The sequence below is a fragment of the Pseudoalteromonas sp. SG43-7 genome (assembly GCF_014164295.1).
Taxonomy (GTDB): Bacteria; Pseudomonadota; Gammaproteobacteria; order Enterobacterales; family Alteromonadaceae; genus Pseudoalteromonas; species Pseudoalteromonas rhizosphaerae.
In genome coordinates, this window is the sequence record NZ_JACJEY010000001.1 from 1 (window position 1) to 17,995 (window position 17,995).

16 protein-coding genes are annotated in these 17,995 nt (G+C 40.0%); 13 read left to right on the plus strand and 3 right to left on the minus strand.

The window, feature by feature from the left end; genetic code table 11:
* The first annotated feature begins 179 nt into the window (after positions 1-179).
* The 7 genes from H5200_RS00005 (at position 180) to H5200_RS00035 (ending at position 10,025) form a co-directional block, all read left to right on the plus strand.
* Entirely contained in the window at positions 180-1,769 is a 1,590-nt protein-coding gene (locus tag H5200_RS00005; protein WP_145238328.1) for an alkaline phosphatase, read from the plus strand.
* 11 nt (positions 1,770-1,780) lie between these two features.
* A complete protein-coding gene (locus H5200_RS00010; RefSeq protein WP_182740408.1) occupies positions 1,781-3,571 on the plus strand; it encodes an alkaline phosphatase in 1,791 nt (596 codons plus the stop codon).
* Between the two features lie 120 nt (positions 3,572-3,691).
* Entirely contained in the window at positions 3,692-4,402 is a 711-nt protein-coding gene (locus H5200_RS00015; protein ID WP_182740407.1) for a hypothetical protein, read from the plus strand.
* Between the two features lie 278 nt (positions 4,403-4,680).
* Positions 4,681-5,346 (plus strand): SDR family oxidoreductase, encoded by a 666-nt coding sequence (locus tag H5200_RS00020; protein ID WP_182717654.1) that lies wholly within the window; start codon positions 4,681-4,683, stop codon positions 5,344-5,346.
* A 127-nt stretch (positions 5,347-5,473) separates the two neighbouring features.
* Positions 5,474-5,836 (plus strand): hypothetical protein, encoded by a 363-nt coding sequence (locus tag H5200_RS00025; RefSeq protein ID WP_145238340.1) that lies wholly within the window; start codon positions 5,474-5,476, stop codon positions 5,834-5,836.
* 4 nt (positions 5,837-5,840) lie between these two features.
* Complete coding sequence (locus H5200_RS00030; RefSeq protein ID WP_182740404.1) at positions 5,841-8,174, plus strand: fatty acid cis/trans isomerase; 2,334 nt, start codon at positions 5,841-5,843, stop codon at positions 8,172-8,174.
* A 123-nt stretch (positions 8,175-8,297) separates the two neighbouring features.
* The gene (locus H5200_RS00035) at positions 8,298-10,025 is read left to right on the plus strand and encodes a response regulator (protein WP_182760675.1); all 1,728 of its coding nucleotides are present in this window, start codon (positions 8,298-8,300) and stop codon (positions 10,023-10,025) included.
* A 6-nt stretch (positions 10,026-10,031) separates the two neighbouring features.
* On the opposite strand, the gene H5200_RS00040 is transcribed toward H5200_RS00035, so the two are convergent.
* Positions 10,032-10,649 (minus strand): hypothetical protein, encoded by a 618-nt coding sequence (locus tag H5200_RS00040; protein ID WP_182740402.1) that lies wholly within the window; start codon positions 10,647-10,649, stop codon positions 10,032-10,034.
* Positions 10,650-10,794: 145 nt separating this feature from the next.
* Here H5200_RS00040 and H5200_RS00045 point away from each other — a divergent pair, with 145 nt between their 5' ends.
* The 3 genes from H5200_RS00045 to H5200_RS00055 all read left to right on the plus strand — a co-directional run bounded on the left by H5200_RS00045 (position 10,795) and on the right by H5200_RS00055 (position 14,015).
* Positions 10,795-12,237, plus strand: coding sequence for an ATP-binding cassette domain-containing protein (locus H5200_RS00045; RefSeq protein WP_182760676.1), 1,443 nt, complete (start codon positions 10,795-10,797; stop codon positions 12,235-12,237).
* Between the two features lie 432 nt (positions 12,238-12,669).
* A complete protein-coding gene (locus H5200_RS00050) occupies positions 12,670-13,353 on the plus strand; it encodes a DUF4145 domain-containing protein (RefSeq protein WP_182758663.1) in 684 nt (227 codons plus the stop codon).
* 86 nt (positions 13,354-13,439) lie between these two features.
* Positions 13,440-14,015 (plus strand): SEC-C metal-binding domain-containing protein, encoded by a 576-nt coding sequence (locus tag H5200_RS00055; RefSeq protein ID WP_182758662.1) that lies wholly within the window; start codon positions 13,440-13,442, stop codon positions 14,013-14,015.
* A 285-nt stretch (positions 14,016-14,300) separates the two neighbouring features.
* Here H5200_RS00055 and H5200_RS00060 read toward each other — a convergent pair whose 3' ends face one another.
* Entirely contained in the window at positions 14,301-14,594 is a 294-nt protein-coding gene (locus H5200_RS00060; RefSeq protein WP_182760677.1) for a type II toxin-antitoxin system RelE/ParE family toxin, read from the minus strand.
* The gene (locus H5200_RS00065; RefSeq protein ID WP_182760678.1) at positions 14,594-14,833 is read right to left on the minus strand and encodes a type II toxin-antitoxin system ParD family antitoxin; all 240 of its coding nucleotides are present in this window, start codon (positions 14,831-14,833) and stop codon (positions 14,594-14,596) included. Before H5200_RS00065 ends, H5200_RS00060 begins: the two co-directional genes overlap by 1 nt.
* A 480-nt stretch (positions 14,834-15,313) precedes the next feature.
* Between H5200_RS00065 and H5200_RS00070 the strand changes: the two genes are divergently transcribed.
* The 3 genes from H5200_RS00070 (at position 15,314) to H5200_RS00080 (ending at position 17,941) form a co-directional block, all read left to right on the plus strand.
* Entirely contained in the window at positions 15,314-16,363 is a 1,050-nt protein-coding gene (locus H5200_RS00070) for an ankyrin repeat domain-containing protein (RefSeq protein WP_182760679.1), read from the plus strand.
* Between the two features lie 122 nt (positions 16,364-16,485).
* Positions 16,486-17,049, plus strand: coding sequence for a hypothetical protein (locus H5200_RS00075; RefSeq protein WP_182717660.1), 564 nt, complete (start codon positions 16,486-16,488; stop codon positions 17,047-17,049).
* A gap of 565 nt (positions 17,050-17,614) precedes the next feature.
* Positions 17,615-17,941, plus strand: coding sequence for a hypothetical protein (locus H5200_RS00080; protein WP_149982583.1), 327 nt, complete (start codon positions 17,615-17,617; stop codon positions 17,939-17,941).
* Positions 17,942-17,995 lie beyond the last annotated feature (54 nt).

Below are 17,995 nucleotides of genomic sequence, written 5' to 3' on the forward strand. Positions count from 1 at the left end.
GCTTACCGCTTACCGCTTACCGCTTACCCATCATAACGTTATGATATAACAAATAAAAACAATGTAACTTTTAATTTTTATGTAACATAAAGTCACTTTTTAAGTAACAAAACCTACCTAATATTATGCTCTCATTACTACAGACATTCTTGACCAAATCGTATCAATGGAACTTAAAAATGAAAATTAATAAAATTGCGACTGCAATTGGTTTAACACTGGCGTTGTCAGCGGGTGCTAATGCAGGTGTGTTACCTGATAACCAAATGAAAAGTGATTGGTATAGCGCTGCACAGGCTAAATTAACCTCTAAAGAAACGATGGCTAATGCAACACCAGCCACTAAAGCAAAGAACGTAATTCTATTTGTTGGTGATGGCATGGGTATATCAACCCTCACCGCAGCACGTATCCTTGCAGGCCAAAAACAAGGCGCTTTAGGAGAAGAGGGCTTTTTGAGCTTTGAAGAATTTCCGTATTCGGCACAAATAAAAACGTATAACGTCGATGCGCAAACACCGGATTCAGCAGGCACCATGACGGCTATTATCTCAGGTGTTAAAACGGATGTTGGTGTTATTGGTGTTAACGAAGACATTGAACGGGGCAAATGTGCAACTGTAGCAGGTAATGAATTAATTACAGCTACAGAGCTTGCAGAAATTAAAGGCCTAGCCACAGGTATTATTTCTACTGCACGGATCACCCACGCAACGCCAGCTGCAACGTATGCAAAATCAGCTGATCGTAATTGGGAAGACATTTCCGACATGCCTGCAGATGCAGTCACTGCAGGTTGTGAAGATATTGCGTCGCAATTAGTTAATTTCGAAAAAAATCTTGAAGCGCGCTTTGCGGGTGTTGATGTTGATGGTCTAGAAGTGGTGATGGGTGGCGGCCGTCGTCATTTCTTACCAAAAGATGCTGCATTTAACTCTAATGATGCTATGAGTGCAGTCGAAGGTGATCGTACTGATGAACGTGATTTAACAGCGCAATGGCAGCAAATGTATAGCGATGGTAAATACATTACTGATCAGGCCGGCTTTGACGCAATAAATGGCGATACCAAACGCGTATTTGGATTATTTAATGAATCGCATATGCAATATGAAGCGGATCGCAGTAATGATATTGCAGGTGAGCCTTCATTAACGCAAATGACGACTAAAGCGATTGATATATTAAAGAATAATGAAAAAGGGTTTTTCCTAACGGTTGAATCGGGTCGTATCGATCACGCCCACCATGCCGGTAATGCTTACAACGCATTAAATGACACAATTGAATTTGCCAATGCGGTAAAAGCAGCAGTAGAAAATACCGATCCGAATGAAACACTTATTTTAGTCACTGCGGATCACAGCCATGTATTTACCATTGCTGGCTATCCAAAACGCGGTAACCCAATTTTGGGTCAAGTTGTAGCAGTAGGTCGCGATACTCCAACCCTTGCAGCTGACGGTATGCCTTATACCACAGTCGGTTACGCAAATGGCTTGGGCTTTAGAGATTTAGGTGATGAAACAGATGCAGACGCTTCATATTTAGCCGCAGCCGTTGCTGGGCGTGTTGAATTAAGTGGTGTTGATACCTTAACACCGGGCTTTCATCAAGAAGCAGCAGTCCCACTTAGCTCGGAAACTCATGCAGGTGAGGATATTTCATTGCATGCTAAGGGCCCTGGGGCACAGTTGGCACAAGGCGTTGTGGAGCAAAATGTTATTTTCCACATTATCAGTCAAGCGCTCGAACTAATAGAAGAATAATGGTGATTACAATGAAAAAACTTAACTTAATATCTCTTGCTGTGGTTGTTGCGTTAGCGGGTTGCTCTGATGATGACGATAAAATTGAGTCAATGACGGTTAAAAATACGCTTGCAGTTGGCTCTGAGCAATGTATCAATGGTGGCATTGAGACCCTAACAGGTGACGACAGCAATCAAAATGGTGAGCTGGATGCAGATGAAGTAACTACAACCACTGTAGTGTGTAACGATGCTGAAACTTCATTGAATCCACAACAGTTAGCGCCGCTTACTACCAATACTTGGTATAAAGAAGCACACACTAAATTAGCTAGTAGCCAAGATAATATTGCTAATATTGTTAAAGAGTCTGGCAAAGCGAAAAACGTCATTTTGTTTGTTGGCGACGGTATGGGGATTTCAACAGTAACAGCTGCGCGTATTTTAGCGGGTCAGTTACAGGGCAAAATGGGTGAAGAACATCAGTTAAGCTTTGAAACACTACCGTTTTCAGGGTTTGCTAAAACTTATAATGTTGATGCACAAACACCTGATTCTGCCGGTACGATGACAGCAATGGCATCAGGCGTAAAAACTGATGTCGGTGTTATTGGTATTGATGAAGCAGTGGTTAATGGTAATTGTTTGTCAGGTAAAGGCCATGAATTAGTAACGTCATTAGAGCTTGCGGAAATTGCAGGTAAATCAACGGGACTTATTTCAACGGCACGTATTACCCATGCCACACCAGCTGCAACGTATGCAAAAGCGGCAAACCGCAATTGGGAAGATGTTTCAGATATGCCTGAGTCGGAAGCGGCTAATTGTGAAGATATTGCATCGCAACTGGTTAACTTTGAAAAGAACTTAGAAGCGCGTTTTGCTGGGATCGATGTTGATGGTCTTGAAGTGGTAATGGGTGGCGGTCGTCGTCATTTCTTACCAAAAGACGCAGCATATAATTCAGCTGATGCAGTAAGCTCGGTAGAAGGCGATCGTACTGATGGCCGTGATTTAACTGCTGAATGGCAAGCTCAGTATCCAAATGGTCAATACGTAATGGATCAAGCAGGTTTTAATGCGATTGATGTGACTAACACTAAACAAATTTTTGGCTTGTTTAATGAATCTCACATGCAATACGAAGCTGACCGTGGCAATGATATTGCAGGTGAACCATCGTTATCAGAGATGACAGCAAAAGCACTGGATGTATTGGATAACAACGAGAAAGGCTTTTTCTTGACGGTTGAAGCTGGACGAATTGACCATGCTCACCATGCGGGCAATGCCTATAACGCTTTAAGTGATACCATTGAGTTATCAAAAGCGGTGCAAGTGGCGCTTGATAAAACCAGCATTGAAGATACGCTGATTATTGTTACTGCCGATCACAGCCATGTATTTACTATCGCAGGCTACCCAAAACGCGGTAATCCAATTTTAGGTAAAGTGGTTGCCGTGGGTGAAACCGAGCCAACACTTGCTGCCGATAATATGCCATACACCACCGTAGGTTATGCTAATGGTGGCGGCTTTAGAGATTTAGGTCAGGAAACGGATGCTGAAGTAGGTTACGACTTTGCCCCAGTAACCGGCCGTGTTGATTTAACCGATGTGGATACGCAAAGTCCAGGTTTCCACCAAGAAGCACTTGTGCCGCTGTCATCTGAAACTCATGCTGGTGAAGATGTTGGTGTTTATGCAATTGGCCCTGGTGCGCATTTAGTAACAGGTACTAACGAGCAGAGCTTTATTTTTCACGTGATGGATTATGCAGCTGACTTAGTAAAACAAGCGGATGCTAAAGTTACAAATTAAGTAATTGTCATGTAATACGCTTTACTAAAGAGCAACTCAAAACTGAGTTGCTCTTTGTCATTAATCTGCAAAATAAACACATTACAGTGACCCACGGTATTAAATCGAAAAGAGAATCCAGTGAAAAAAATTATCCTATCTTTAGCGTTAATAAGTCCATTGGCCAGTGCCACGCAGTGCGCGTTGGACAGTCAATATGTGCAAGCAAGCTATCAGGTTAGTAAGCAAGTTGCGGGCAAAGCTGTGGCTGAATCTCAACAGTTTACATTATGGCGAACACCCCATCAGGTTGCAGAGCAAGGCCTTGAATTAGTTGAAGTGTGGCAACAGTTGAGTAATCAGCAAATTCGGCCAATTCGTTACTTTCAAACACCGCAGCGTGGTATTGAATATCAACCTTCAGAGGTGCAAGGTCAGCAAGATTGGAGTACTAAATACCAATTAGTTAGTGATGATTTTATTGCCAAGATGACTTTAACCGATGAGCAAGGTGATGGCTGCGAGAAAATACAGCATTATCAATTAGTGCAAGGTGATACTACGATTGAGCTTGCATGGTTGGTAAATCAAAAGCTGGTAAGCGCAATGAGTATTGGTAAACCGCAACTTACTCAAACATTAACGTTGGGCACTGTGGACTTTAAAAAAGCTCCGATACAGCAGCAATTTGCCCTATGGGATGCTTATCAAACGACTGACTATGCGGATATCGGTGATAACGAAGGCGACCCATTTTTAGCCAAAATGATTAACTTAGGATTTATCGAGCATGGTGCGTCTGGCTTTTATGATGCTAATGGTAAAGCGCTTGGTGGTGGGCACAGCCACTAAAAAGAGCCAAGTGTTAAACGGCCAAGTTCCAGTTTCAAGATTAATAGCCAGATGGAAAGGTTTGTGTACCATCAACCGATATTCCCGAAGTGGGCCACTTTAGTGTGATCACCGCTCAACAAGGGCGGTGTTTTCAATTATGTTCTCCTTCATAAATGATCTGAAATGCAGCTAGTTATGCTTAATTTAATTGACTAAAAAAGCACTCAGGTGCTTTTTTTATTTTTGTTTGCCCCAAGCTCTCAGTTATAGAGTGTATATAGAATGGGAGTAAAAGTATGACAAAGCATGTGGTAATTACAGGCGCTAATCGTGGCATCGGCCTTAATTTATGTCAGCAATATTTAGCAAAGGGTTACCAGGTTACGGCCGTGGTGCGTACTCCAAGCGATGAACTTAAAGAATTAGATGTGACAGTGATCAGCAATATCGATGTTGCCAATGCAGCAGATATCGAAACACTTGAAAACCAGTTACATGGGCATAAGATAGATCTGCTTATTAACAATGCCGGTATTTTCCATAATGAAAGTATGGCAGAGATGGATTTTGATACCATTAATCAACAGATAGCCATCAATGCTGTAGCACCAATTCGAGTTACCCATGCGTTAATACACTGCTTAGGTATTGACGCTAAAGTTGCCATGATCAGCAGTCGCTTAGGGTCGATTGCTGATAATGACTCAGGTGGTTATATTGGTTATCGTATGTCAAAGGCTGCACTTAACGCGGCATCAGTCAGTTTAGCTCATGAGCTAAAAAGCAAAAAAATTGCGGTTGGTTTATTTCATCCGGGCTTTGTGCAAACACAAATGGTTAATTATGCCGGAGACATTTCGCCTGAATTATCTGCAGAGCTTTTAGCACAACGTATTGATGAACTAAACCTAAGCAATAGTGGTGGTTTTTGGCATTCAAATGGTGAAACCCTACCTTGGTAAATAATATTTAATGTAGGTTATCTTTAATAGCTAAACAGGCTGTAAATCAGCAGTCAGTTTAGCTAAATTTAATTAATTTTTGCTATAATACTGTCATATTAACGATTTTAGTATTTGAGAGCAGCACATGGAATTAGAGCAAGATAGTAGTTTAACACTTCCGTTATTTCTTTTTGATGAGACCTTAAATGAGCGAGATTTATCGACCCCTGATCTCTCAATAAGCGTACTTTTAGATGACGACTTACTGACCCAGCTTTGTCAAAATCCAGCACCGGATAGCAGCATTGCTATTACTATTTCAGATTATATTGTAGAAGCCCATAACCCGGCGTTTGCAGACTTAGCAAGCAATGCACATCAAGCACAGCTAACTTTAACGCGTGGACCATTATTGAGCGCAGTACTCGATACCCAATCAGAGCAAACATTTGTGTCCCCACAAATGGATATGATGCCGACGTTTGACTTGGGCGATGAGGACGAATAATTCGATGAGAAAGTCTTTTTTGCTGAGTGCACTAATTGTTGTGCTCAGTGGCTGCGCTTATTTAGGTGCCGCTCATTACAATGAGCTATTCGGGCCAGAGCAAACACAGCAGCGTATGGTTGAACATAACTCAGGTAGCGGTGCTGAGTTTTTACAGCATGTACAACCTGTGCTCGAGAGTCGTTGTGTGGTTTGTCATGGCTGCTATGATGCACCATGCCAACTGAAACTTTCATCTCCAGAAGGAATTGACCGCGGCCTAAGTAAGGAACGTGTTTACAATGGTACTCGTTTATTAGCATCGACTCCCAGCCGCTTACTTTTTGATGCAACGAATACTAGCCAGTGGCGTGATAAAGACTTTACCCCAGTATTGAATGAACGAGCGCAAACAGAGCAAGCAAATCTTGCCGGTAGCGTGTTGTACAACAGTTTAGTGTTAAAAATGAGCTCACCGCTACCAAATGATGAGATCTTAGGTGATGAGTTTGATTTTTCTTTAGATCGCTCGCAAAGCTGCGCCACTATAGGAGAATTTGACAGCCTTGCCAACAGCCAACCTCATTCCGGGATGCCATATGGATTACCTGGTATTTCGCGTACTGAATTTAAGCACCTTGAAAAGTGGCTTAAAGAGGGCGGTAAAATGGCGCATATTAAACCGCCAAGCAAAGCTGCTTTAGCTCAAGCACAACGCTGGGAGAGCTTTTTAAATCAAGACGATTTAAAGTATCAATTAACAGCACGTTATGTGTTTGAACATTGGTATTTAGCACATATTTATTTTGTTCAAGATGATGAAAAAAGCTTTTTTAAATTGGTGCGTTCGAGTACCCCACCAGGGCAGGACATTGAGTTAATAAATACCCGCCGCCCTTACGATGACCCTAAAGTGGAGCGGGTGTATTATCGCTTAATGCATGATCGTTCGACTATTTTGGCAAAAACGCATTTACCACTGGCACTGAATGACAGTAAATTAGCGCGCTTGTACAGCCAGTTTATTGCGCCAGATTATCACGTTGACAGCATGCCAAGTTACTTGCCAGAAATAGCATCCAACCCATTTAAAGTGTTTGCCGCCATGCCGGTTAAATCTAAATATCAATTTATGTTAGATGAAGCTGAATTAATCATTATGGGCTTTATTAAAGGGCCTGTTTGTCGTGGTCAAATAGCGTTAAATGTTATTAATGATCATTTTTGGGTGGCATTTGCTGATCCAGCTAAAGCGGCAACGCCAGAAGTGGGTGAAATGCTGCTACAACATGAAGATGCCTTGGCATTGCCAGCGGCTGAAGAAAGCAACGCTTTACCTATTTCTAGCTGGGTCAAATATGCCAAACGTCAGAATACTTACCTTAAAGCCAAGGCAACGTTGGCAAATAGCATGTTCAAAAATGGTGAAAATCTAACCACAGACCTATTATGGCGTGGTGACGAGGTGAATGATAATGCTGCTCTGACTATTTTCCGCCATTTTGATAGTGCGACTGTGGTTAAAGGTTTTATTGGCCAAGAGCCAAAAACCATGTGGGTATTAGATTACGCACTGTTTGAGCGGATACATTATTTATTAGTTGCCGGGTTTGATGTCTACGGTAATGTTGGCCATCAGTTGATCACTCGTTTATACATGGATTTTTTGCGTCTAGAAGGCGAGCAAAACTTTTTAGCACTGTTACCTAAGCCTCAGCGTAAAGAGTTAAAAGCAAACTGGTATCGTAAAGCACCACCGAGTTTAACTAATTTCTTTGAAAGTGGTGATGAGTTTAGTCAGCCAACTGGTATTGACTACAAAACACAGGATCAACAACACGAGTTATATGGCTTAATTAAACAAACGCTAAAACCGGTGTTAAGTCCGCGCTTTGATTACACACAAGTACCAGAGCCGTTACAGCAGTTAAATAATATGCCTGCAAAAGCAATTAATTTACTGCCGCAAATCTCGTTTATATTAGTGAAAGACGGTGCTGCAGAGCATCAAGCGTATACCATGATCCATCACAATGCCCATTATAATATTTCTAGTTTATTGAACGAGGAAGGGCAGCGCGCTTATGCAGAAGATACCGTCACCATTGTGCCTGGTTTCATTGGTGATTACCCTGAAACAATTTGGTATTTGAATAATCCACAACAACTTGCATCATTTGCCGAGCAACTACCATTGATGCAAATAGAAGCCGATTACAGAGCATTAAAGAGTCAGTTTGCAATTCGCCGAACACATCCGCAATTTTGGCAATACAGTGATATTTTGCACAAAGTTGCCAAACAATACGGTGGTGTTGAATACGGTTTGTTTGATTATAATCGTTTAGAAAATCGGTAATTATTAAACCAAAACTGATAAACCCCGCATTTAAGCGGGGTTTATTTTTTTAATAATATCATTGCGTAAAGTGTCACTTTATCCCCTTTGGTCTACACTTATTAAAAAATAATAGGGCCTATTATGATTCAAATTATTGCTAATATTCGGTCGCGCTATCGTTGGGCGTTATTAGCGATAGCGATTCTCTCGAGCGCGAGTGCTTTGCTTATTCAGTTTATGTTTTTTGTGCAAAAAGACGATGCTCATATTATCAATGTTGCAGGTAAGCAGCGGATGTTGTCACAAAAAATCGCTTGGCATAGTAATGCCATGGTTACTGAGATTGGTAGCAATATTAAATTACATCGTAATGTATTAGCTAAAGCGAGCGCAGAGTTTAGAGCAGGGCATGAATTTTTAGTGCAACAGCATTCTAATGGCGATTATTTATATTTAGACGACGAGTTGGTTGCTTATTATTTTTCGTCACCGATTAATCTTGCGCAAACGTCGCTAGCGTATTTGGCTAAAGTGCAGCAACTGTTAAATGATCCTAGTGTAAGCAAAGTAGAAAAGCGATTTACAGTTGCAGAGGTTGAACGCTTGCTCAAGGAGCTTGATGGTGCAGTCTCGCTATTTGAACAACAAGCAAAGTTCAAAACCCGAGTGCTGTCCAACCTAGAGCTGGCTTTTTGGCTATTAACTTTAGTGTTGCTATTCATTGAGCTGAAATTTATATTTCAGCCTATGGAGCTGCAAATTATCGCTGCGATTAATAAATACCAACAACAAAAGTTGCGAGCAGAGCAGATAAGCACTTATAAAGAGCGCTTTATCGCACGGGCAAGTCATGAATTTAGAACACCGCTACAAGGGCTGATAGACTCGATTGAGCAACTTCAGCTATCAGAATCTCAGCAAGCATTGCAAAAACAAGCAAAATATTGTGCCAGCAGGATTGTAAGTATGCTGGATGAGTTACATGAACTACAGCAGTTTAATACTGGGCAATGGCAGTTAAAATTTATCAAGCGTAATTTAATAACCACGCTTGAGTCGGCTATTACACCTTTTCAGTTTGCCTGTGATAACAAACAGTTAAAGTTTGAAGTAAAACTCAGTCCTGAGTTAGATCGTTATACAGAGTTTGATCATTTACGATTGCAGCAAATCATTACCGAGCTACTTAGTAATGCCATTAAATTTACTAGCACTGGGCAGGTTTCAATATCCGTTAGTTACCAAGATGGTCATATTAAAATAGTGGTCGCTGATAGCGGCGTTGGTTTTGCTCAATGCTATCCATATTTAAATCATCATAGTATAGAACAGAGCAATGACTTTCAGGGCTTACAAACCGGTTTGGCACGTGTGCAACATATTGTCAGTGCTATGCAAGGCGGCGTTGAGTTTAAAGATGTCATACCGCATGGTGCACAGATTAAGATCCGTTTGCCATTATCTAAAGCTGCACTACTAACGAATCAAGGCAGCTTACCCGCACAACTGCATTGCTTAATTGTGGAAGACAATTTATTAAACGCAACAATTTTATCACGAATTTTAACCGAGCTTAATTACACCGTTGAAGTGGCTGAAAACGGTTTAATAGCAACACAAAAAATTGCTGAAAGTGAGTTTAATGTGATTTTTATGGATTTGAACATGCCGGTTATGGATGGCTTTCAAGCGATAGATATCATTCGCAAAGAATTAAATTCAACGGTTCCGATCATTGTGATCACCGCCAACACTGCGCCAAGTGATTTAGAGCGAACTTATGAACTTGGCTCTAATGTACATGTTTATAAACCATTTTCGGTTGCGGATATTAAAAAAGCCCTCATGAATGTATTTAACGAGGGCTGATAATTTTTAGTGGCTGATTTTAATATCGCCTACACCGACTTCAACGTTAATGCGGTATTGGCCGCCACCGTTATATTTACTAGTTGAGGTGACCAGCTTACGGCTATGTTTAGCATCATTTTTCATGCCTGCTATTTTGGTGTCGCCAACACCACTATCTAGGGTGATCGTTTGATAGTCAGCTAACGCGCTGCTGATCCGTACTGCGCCCACACCGACATCGATGCTGGCAGTATTAGCAAAATTATTTACTTCAATATCGCCAACACCTAGCTCTAAATCTATCGCCATGGTTGTTGGTATACTTACCAGCCAGCTTTGTTGCACATCGTCATTATCAATCGAGAGGCTCAGCTTATCGCTACTTTGTTGATGTTTTAAAGTGATATCTTCAAGTGCAACATCATCACTAAACCAATTATCATTTTTCGCTTTTAGCTCAATCGACACGGTTACTTGGTTGCCTTGATGGGTGCTAAGTTCTAGGCTGCCAACGGGCACGTTGATCGCCAATGCCTGCTTGGCAGTGACATCAAAGATCTGTTCAATTTTTTGCTCAGCATGAGCAGCTAAACTACTGGTTAATAAGATTACGGCTAAACTAGAGATACTAAGTGTATTCATTATTTTTACTCGTTGTTAATGGCTTTATAGATTAGACGTTAGCAGATTTAAAAAGGTTTAAACCGCGTGAATTTTATTCTATAGCCATGCTAATAAAAGTCATGTATTTTCAAACTAATTAATTTAAGAGCTAAAAAGGATCGCTGTGCAGTCAATTAAACTCAATAATGTGACGGCTAACCTTGGTACCAATGAACGCGAAAGTTTTCTCGTAAGTAAGCTAACTTGGCAGGTTGAGAGCGCTCAGCATTGGGTGCTACTTGGCGGTAACGGAGCAGGAAAATCAGCCATAACAGCAGTATTACTCGATCAAGCTAATATTGTCAGTGGTACACGACGTTGTGATTTTAAGCGTACAGAAATAGTCTCTTCAGATCTGCAAAAGCAATTGATTACCGCTGAGTTATTAGCTGATCAAGACGACATCACCGATGGTAAAACCAGCCCTAAATTGGTGTCAGAGCTGATTTATCAGCAATCAGGCCCATATTTTGATCAACAGCTATGTCAGCAGTTAATTACAGGGTTTGCTTTTGAGGCATTGCTTAAGCAACGTTTGCGCGCACTCTCAACCGGGGAAACACGTAAACTAATGTTAATTAAAGCACTGAGTAATCGCCCCGAACTGATTGTGCTTGATGAACCGTTTGATGGTTTGGATGTACAAAGCGTTGAGCTATTACGTAGCGTATTAATCGAACTAAGTGCCAGCATGACCATGGTCTTTGTGGTTAATCGGTTAGATGAAATCCCCGTATTTATTACGCATTATGGTTATGTGAAAAATGGCGAATTACAACAGCAACTAGCAACTCCTGACCTTAAGCAGCGCGATGATTTATTTAAATTATTACACCTACAACAAACTGATTTAACGATTCCTAGCAAAGATGTGGCACACAGTGCCCCAGAGTTTAATGAGCCTGAGTTAGTACGATTGCAAAATGCCAGCGTCAGTTATAGCGGTAAGGTTATTTTTAACCACTTAAATTGGACAATCAAAGCACGACAGCATTGGCAGCTCAGTGGTCAAAACGGCTCCGGCAAAACCTGCCTGCTTAACTTAATCACTGGCGATAATCCGCAGTGTTATAACAATGATATTAAAGTGTTTGGCTATCAACGCGGCAGTGGTGAAAGTATTTGGCAAATTAAGCAGCATATTGGCTATATTTCGAATGCTTTGCATATGGAATATCGGGTTAGTATTTCGGCGCTTAATACCATAGTATCAGGCTTTTACGACAGCATTGGCTTGTATCAAAAGCCAACTCAAATTCAGCTTGATATCGCCATACAATGGTTAGCATTATTAGGTTTGAGTGAGTTAAAAAACACCCCATTTACGCAACTGTCTTTTGGTGACCAACGCATGCTATTGATTGCCCGCGCTATGGTAAAACACCCCACATTACTGATTTTAGACGAGCCATGTTTGGGGCTTGATGAAGCCAATCGGCAGCGTGTTTTACTGTTAATCGAAAAAATATGCGCTGCCGGCAGTAGCACAGTGATTTATGTCAATCATCATGCGAAAGATAAAATTACCGGGATAGAGCACTATTTAGATATGGCAGATTTTAGGTAAGGAAAAGGTTCTAGGTTTTAGGGGCCAGGCGCTAGGAAAAACCAGAGCAGCTCGGCGTTAAATTTACAAGGTTGGGTACAAGCTCACAGACTCTAATAGATAGCTAATCATTTATCTAAGAGAGATACAAGGTTGGGTTGAGAGCAACAAAACCCAACGATAAAAAGTTAAGCAGTAAGTTACCAACAAACACTAAAAAGCCGAAATTTAGCGCTACTCATGGGGAGTGTTCGAGAATTTGTTCGATAACATTATTAACCGCCGCTTTGCTGCAAAATAACAAGCAGTGATTTTTGGCTGTATTAATTATTTGTTTACAAAGGAAATTGTTGGTGGAATTATGAAGGAATGTAATATACGCCGTTTTAGGGTGTTATAAACCACCAAAGTGGAAGAGAATAAGCTGTTATGTTTTTAAATTGAGAGTTCAATATGCATCAAGAAGTAACAATACTTAATAGACCTGTTTGGGTTAGTGGCTCTCCTAATTCATGCCCTATTTGCAATACACGAATAGAGCCAATAAATGTTGATACTGCTAATTGGGTTGAAGATGATAAAGGTATGAATTTAGCGAAGTTTGAAGTAGTGTTCAAATGCCCTGCGAGCGAATGTGGTAGGCTTTTCATTAGTAGATTTGAGCAAACTTCAGAGGGACCCGGTTCTAAATGTACTGATTACACATTTCAAGGTTCATTTCCATGTGAAAGAGTAATCAACAATTTCAATACGACTATTAAAGAGTTATCGCCAAGCTATTGTGATATATACAGCCAAGCTCAGCATGCTGAAAAGTTAGGACTAGATCAAATATGTGGAGTTGGCTACAGAAAAGCCTTAGAGCACCTAGTTAAAGACTTCTGTATTTTTTCTAATGAAGCAAAAGAGGAGGCTATTAAAGTAAAACTGTTAGGCCAATGCATAAATGAATTTATCAGTGATGAAAATATTAAAGAGTGTGCAAAACGAGCTGCATGGATAGGAAATGATGAAGCTCACTACGTAAGGAAGTGGGAAGATAAAGATATTCATGATCTCAAAGCATTAATTGCATTGGTTGAGCACTGGATTACAAGCCATTTATTAACTAAGCAATATCTTAACGAGATGAGCTAGCAACCGAAATATAACAAGCAAATTCAGGTGTCGCCCACTGTGCACCTGATTTAGGAGTGATAGCGCTCGTGGAGTCTGACATTTTGATGCAAAAATTTGATCCTAAAGAAGTAAGCCAAACACTTTTAAATAGAGTAAATTTAAAAAGCTTATCCGTCATTGAAATTCAACGACAAGATTACTCTAAAGATTTAAATTGCCTAAATAATGCAAATGAGTATGTGTTAATTCACGGAGGTGAGGTTCAGTTTGGTTGGTTACTAACTATCATTGGGAATGTTGTTCTTCAACTAACGGGACATACAGTAGTAAAAAGAAAAGATGGTACGTTACTTTGTGTTACTTTAAATGAAAATAGGCAAAAATCAGTTAAGTTTGTTTTAGACAACACTGTTGAGAAATTAGCTGTAGGGCAATACTTACCAGCGAAGTTTTTTGCCCTAATAAATAATGAAAGAATAAATGAATATATAGGGTACTTAGCAAGGCATAATAAATTAAGGTTATCTGGTGCAGATAATTCATCTAGTGAAATACAAAATATTAACGCTGCGTGCCAACAGCTGTATCCTACTATATTATCATTAGCTAAGAAGTACACGGCTAGAAATGACTATTGTTTCTGCGGTTCAGGCATAAAAGCTAAAAAGTGTTGCGGTTAAAATCGCTATAACACATACGAACCTTAACTCTGGCAATAGGCACCAGTGTTCTTTTTGGCCGTTTTTATATAGTGATGGTCAATTCTAAATCAATAAAAAAATTCGTTTACTTACTCTAAAGCGCAGCGTCTCTTACCCTCTTTGTGAATAATTCACTAATTTTTTTTGCACAAAGAGTAATGAATGAGCAGTAAATGAGGGGGAGCAAAATAGGAACTCGGCTGTGGTTGAATCATCAATAACAATAAATTAAAAACGAGTGATTCTACAGGCTCGTTATATTTTTCAGAGCGCGCGGTTAACATCCATACTTTTGTGTAATATTCTCACGATTAAAATTTGCTTTGTTTTATGTTCTTTATAATAAATTACGTGACTACCTTGAGGCCGTTTTCGATAACCTTCCCTTATGTAATCGCAATGAATTCCCAGCATAGGTTCGTTGGCTAATTGCTGGAAAGTACTATCTAACAGTTTTAAATAATCATTTCTTTGCGCTGTTCCCCAAGTTAACTGAGTATATTTGGCTATTTTTATTAAATCGCTTTTGGCTTTTCCTGATAATTCGAATTTCGACATTAGTGGTTATCTTTGTCCAGCTCTAAAATCAAAGAATCATACGAGTAATCTGCAACTCCACTGTTTTCACCGTCAATTAGCATATTGCGTAAATTCATTGTCTTTATTTCCTGATCTTCTAGGGCTCTTAAACCAGCACGTACTACTTCACTTGCTGAGCCATAACGACCTGAGTTAAGTTGCTGATTTATAAACTTATCGAAATGATCGCCTAATGTTACGCTTGTATTCTTAGCCATAATGTAAAACCTTTCAAATACCAATATATATTGGATTATGGTATAAAAAATATATCAAGGCAATTAAACGGGCAAAAAACAGTTGGCTTTTTCTTGGACCTCGCCAGTTTTAGGCCGCTATTATCTTGCCGCTTAGCAAAGCGCTGGTTTTGGGGGGCGTGTGAATAATCGAGTTTTTTACTGGAGGCCAAGGAGCAGGTAAAACGTCAGTTATAGAAGGAAAACAGAAAAATTTGCAACCATCATATAATTTGAGTGTCCTTACATTATTAGCGCAGTAGTTACCTATATATTCCTCTAAAAATTATAGTGGCTGTCTAGTTTGTCTGTTAAAAACACCGATCTATAGGGAAATTATTTTGTATAATAGCGCCTCTAAAATAAGCCATATCAGTCTTCGGGATATTATATAAAATATAGCCCCCCAGTTCACTTAGCGCACAGTGAATATGTTATATACAAAGGATAGAGTACGTAACCATGGCACGAAAAAGAAAAACACTTCCCAAGAATTTTGATGAGCTGATCAAAAAAGAAAATCTCTCGACCCTTATCACTATTTTTGACAAATGCGAGCTGGATGCTTACAGCGGCTACGGTAAGGTATCGGCACTAGGGTTTAGTCATTGTCCCGATGAGTTGTCAAAGTGGCTTGTTGATAATGGCGCGGATTTGCATTATTTAAATACTTATGGCAATACGCCGCTACACCTTAGAGCAGGCGCTATACACTCGAACTTGGGCGTTCTTATTCAAATGGGAGCGGACGTAAACTTTCAAAGTAAAGCGGGCAATACGCCACTGCATAGCGCAGTAACCTTTCATAACGTCCACAATGCGGCAGTATTGCTTGCGGCCGGTGCGGATATTAACGTTAAAAATGAATATGACTTAACACCATTAGAATACAGCTTGCAGCGCTGCGGCAATTTGGATATTCCCAGTATGGTTGATATGACAGAGCTATTCGTTCGTTATGGCGTAGAAATTACGCCTAAAATGCAAGAATTGGTGACCGCTATTGGCGATAAGTTCGAGTTTATGCGAGAAGACTTTAATAAAGATAGTGTAGATGAGTACAGTCACGCCTTAAATAACTTGTATCGCTTATATGGTGTAACGCCTGTGGCAACGCGTTTGCTTCACGACGGACAGTCAGCTATTGAGTTAGTTGGTGATACTTGGGAGCAAACATACGATAACCTTTGGGATTATTTAGTCCCGCCTAAAGGCGCAGCATTAACCGTACAAGGTGAAGTTATTCGTATCGCAGGGCGAGTGACTGATGAGCTGTATGGTAATGGTGGTGTTAATTGGGATCGCGCATACCGGCAAATGTGCAATGCTTATCTTAAGCATATTGCTTCACACAATTCATTGGAAGAAAAAGAAATTGCTGCATTAAGTAATCTAGTTTCCGATATGGAGCTGTTAATGGATGAGACCACTCAGCTGCAACAATATGCTGTTAAGTGGATTTCAAAAAACACTCATCCAATTAAATTAGAAACCCCCAGCTATAAACGTTAAAGTATTTATTACTGAGGCCATCTGCTATGTGCTTTTTATGTGCTCTATGCAAGGTATTTTAATTACTAGTGTCATCAGTTATTGATGAGACTCCATCTGTATTATTTAAATAGGAAAATTAAGTGAACGAAGAACAATTACTCGAAATTATTACTAATCCGATCCCCGATAACTATTTTCCAGTCCAGTTTCTTGAAGAATGCAAAGCGTTGAAAGAGTTAGACTATATTTCACCGGTTGTATTAAAAGAGGAAGTAGTATCTCGATGTAAAACGATTATTTCACCGCAATGGCATTCTTGGATTGAAGCCTATTTCCAGCTTGTTTCGAGCGGCAAGTTTCCGTTTTTATGGCCTTTTAGACAGGATATGATTGGTTTTAACTTCAGAGAAGAGTTGGATGACTTTGAACGTGACGATGAGTTATTTTCATTAGGCTCTGACCCAGTTGGTGATTGGTTTGTGATGACCAACAGTAGCGGATCACAAGTGTTTTTATCAGATCATCATATTTATGATTTATATGACGGTTGGAAAAACCCCAATCATCTAGTGGCTTGGGCGTTACGCTCTGCATTGGCTGATGAACATGGGTTGGCTGTTGCAGATATTATGAATGCTTGGGAACAACGAAATGATAAAGTTGAACTCGATGCTCTCAAGCGGATCATATCGGATCTTAACTAAACCGAACATGTCGTCGGTTGAATATGGGGGAAACGCTTTATTCTGACGTTACCCCATACATCTTTAACGTTATGGTTTTTAACTATTCTTATGTACAGCAGTAGCCAGTACGTTAGGCAAATAAACTCAAAAAAGAGTAAGTTAATGTCCAAATGGCAGTTATTTAAAAGCGGTATATGAGAAGAGATTAAGACCCCATTTTAATATCAGAATGTTTTTTATTTAATGAGTAAAGTCAATCACTTGAGTATCGCATAGGCTTGTTAGCAAAGAGTTTAGTTGCAACTGATAATCTACACAGGGGCATGGTGCTGTAGCATAGCCAGTATCACATGAGGGGATTGTGAACATTTAAATGGCAAACGACAGGTAAATGTCAGTAATTCGAAAAATACGAATTTTCGGTCATTCACATTTTGAAATCAATTATGGTAATAGCGATCAAAGTAGAAAATCAGCAAACGATTGAATCAAAATAGCAACTCGGCTATGGTTGAGAAATAAATAAAAATAAAATTGCGTTATTCTACAAGTTCGTTAACTACTTGAAATAGGGTTATCCTGAATGAAAACTAATGTCGAAAATACAGAACAGCTGGCTACTGTAAATCAGAAAGTAGTTAAGGACGGGGAGGTTTTACCTTCAGTTCATTTAAAAGATGGGAGTCGGGTTCAGACAGGAACCGTGGCAACAATGTTATATAACATTAATCTTTATAATGCTGGCGAGCGAGAGCTAGTAGAGAAAGAGCTAGAACTTGCTGTGCCAACGCTTGTGAAAGTCGGCCTATTTGATCTTTTTCCCATTGAGGACTGGATTGCTGGCACTAATCCTGGCCGGCGTTTCGTCGGTGAATGTGCAAGAAACTATTTATCTCGATTAGGTAGCTAATAAGTGATTATTTGACACTGACTGCGTGACGTGGGCATGAAGATAATTACAATG

Coding starts and splice junctions, on each gene's coding strand:
- H5200_RS00005 (WP_145238328.1), top strand. CDS start 180: ATGAAAATTAATAAAATTGCGACTGCAATTGGTTTAACACTGGCGTTG.
- H5200_RS00010 (WP_182740408.1), top strand. CDS start 1,781: ATGAAAAAACTTAACTTAATATCTCTTGCTGTGGTTGTTGCGTTAGCG.
- H5200_RS00020 (WP_182717654.1), top strand. CDS start 4,681: ATGACAAAGCATGTGGTAATTACAGGCGCTAATCGTGGCATCGGCCTT.
- H5200_RS00025 (WP_145238340.1), top strand. CDS start 5,474: ATGGAATTAGAGCAAGATAGTAGTTTAACACTTCCGTTATTTCTTTTT.
- H5200_RS00030 (WP_182740404.1), top strand. CDS start 5,841: ATGAGAAAGTCTTTTTTGCTGAGTGCACTAATTGTTGTGCTCAGTGGC.
- H5200_RS00035 (WP_182760675.1), top strand. CDS start 8,298: ATGATTCAAATTATTGCTAATATTCGGTCGCGCTATCGTTGGGCGTTA.
- H5200_RS00040 (WP_182740402.1), bottom strand. CDS start 10,649: ATGAATACACTTAGTATCTCTAGTTTAGCCGTAATCTTATTAACCAGT.
- H5200_RS00050 (WP_182758663.1), top strand. CDS start 12,670: ATGCATCAAGAAGTAACAATACTTAATAGACCTGTTTGGGTTAGTGGC.
- H5200_RS00055 (WP_182758662.1), top strand. CDS start 13,440: ATGCAAAAATTTGATCCTAAAGAAGTAAGCCAAACACTTTTAAATAGA.
- H5200_RS00060 (WP_182760677.1), bottom strand. CDS start 14,594: ATGTCGAAATTCGAATTATCAGGAAAAGCCAAAAGCGATTTAATAAAA.
- H5200_RS00065 (WP_182760678.1), bottom strand. CDS start 14,833: ATGGCTAAGAATACAAGCGTAACATTAGGCGATCATTTCGATAAGTTT.
- H5200_RS00070 (WP_182760679.1), top strand. CDS start 15,314: ATGGCACGAAAAAGAAAAACACTTCCCAAGAATTTTGATGAGCTGATC.
- H5200_RS00080 (WP_149982583.1), top strand. CDS start 17,615: ATGAAAACTAATGTCGAAAATACAGAACAGCTGGCTACTGTAAATCAG.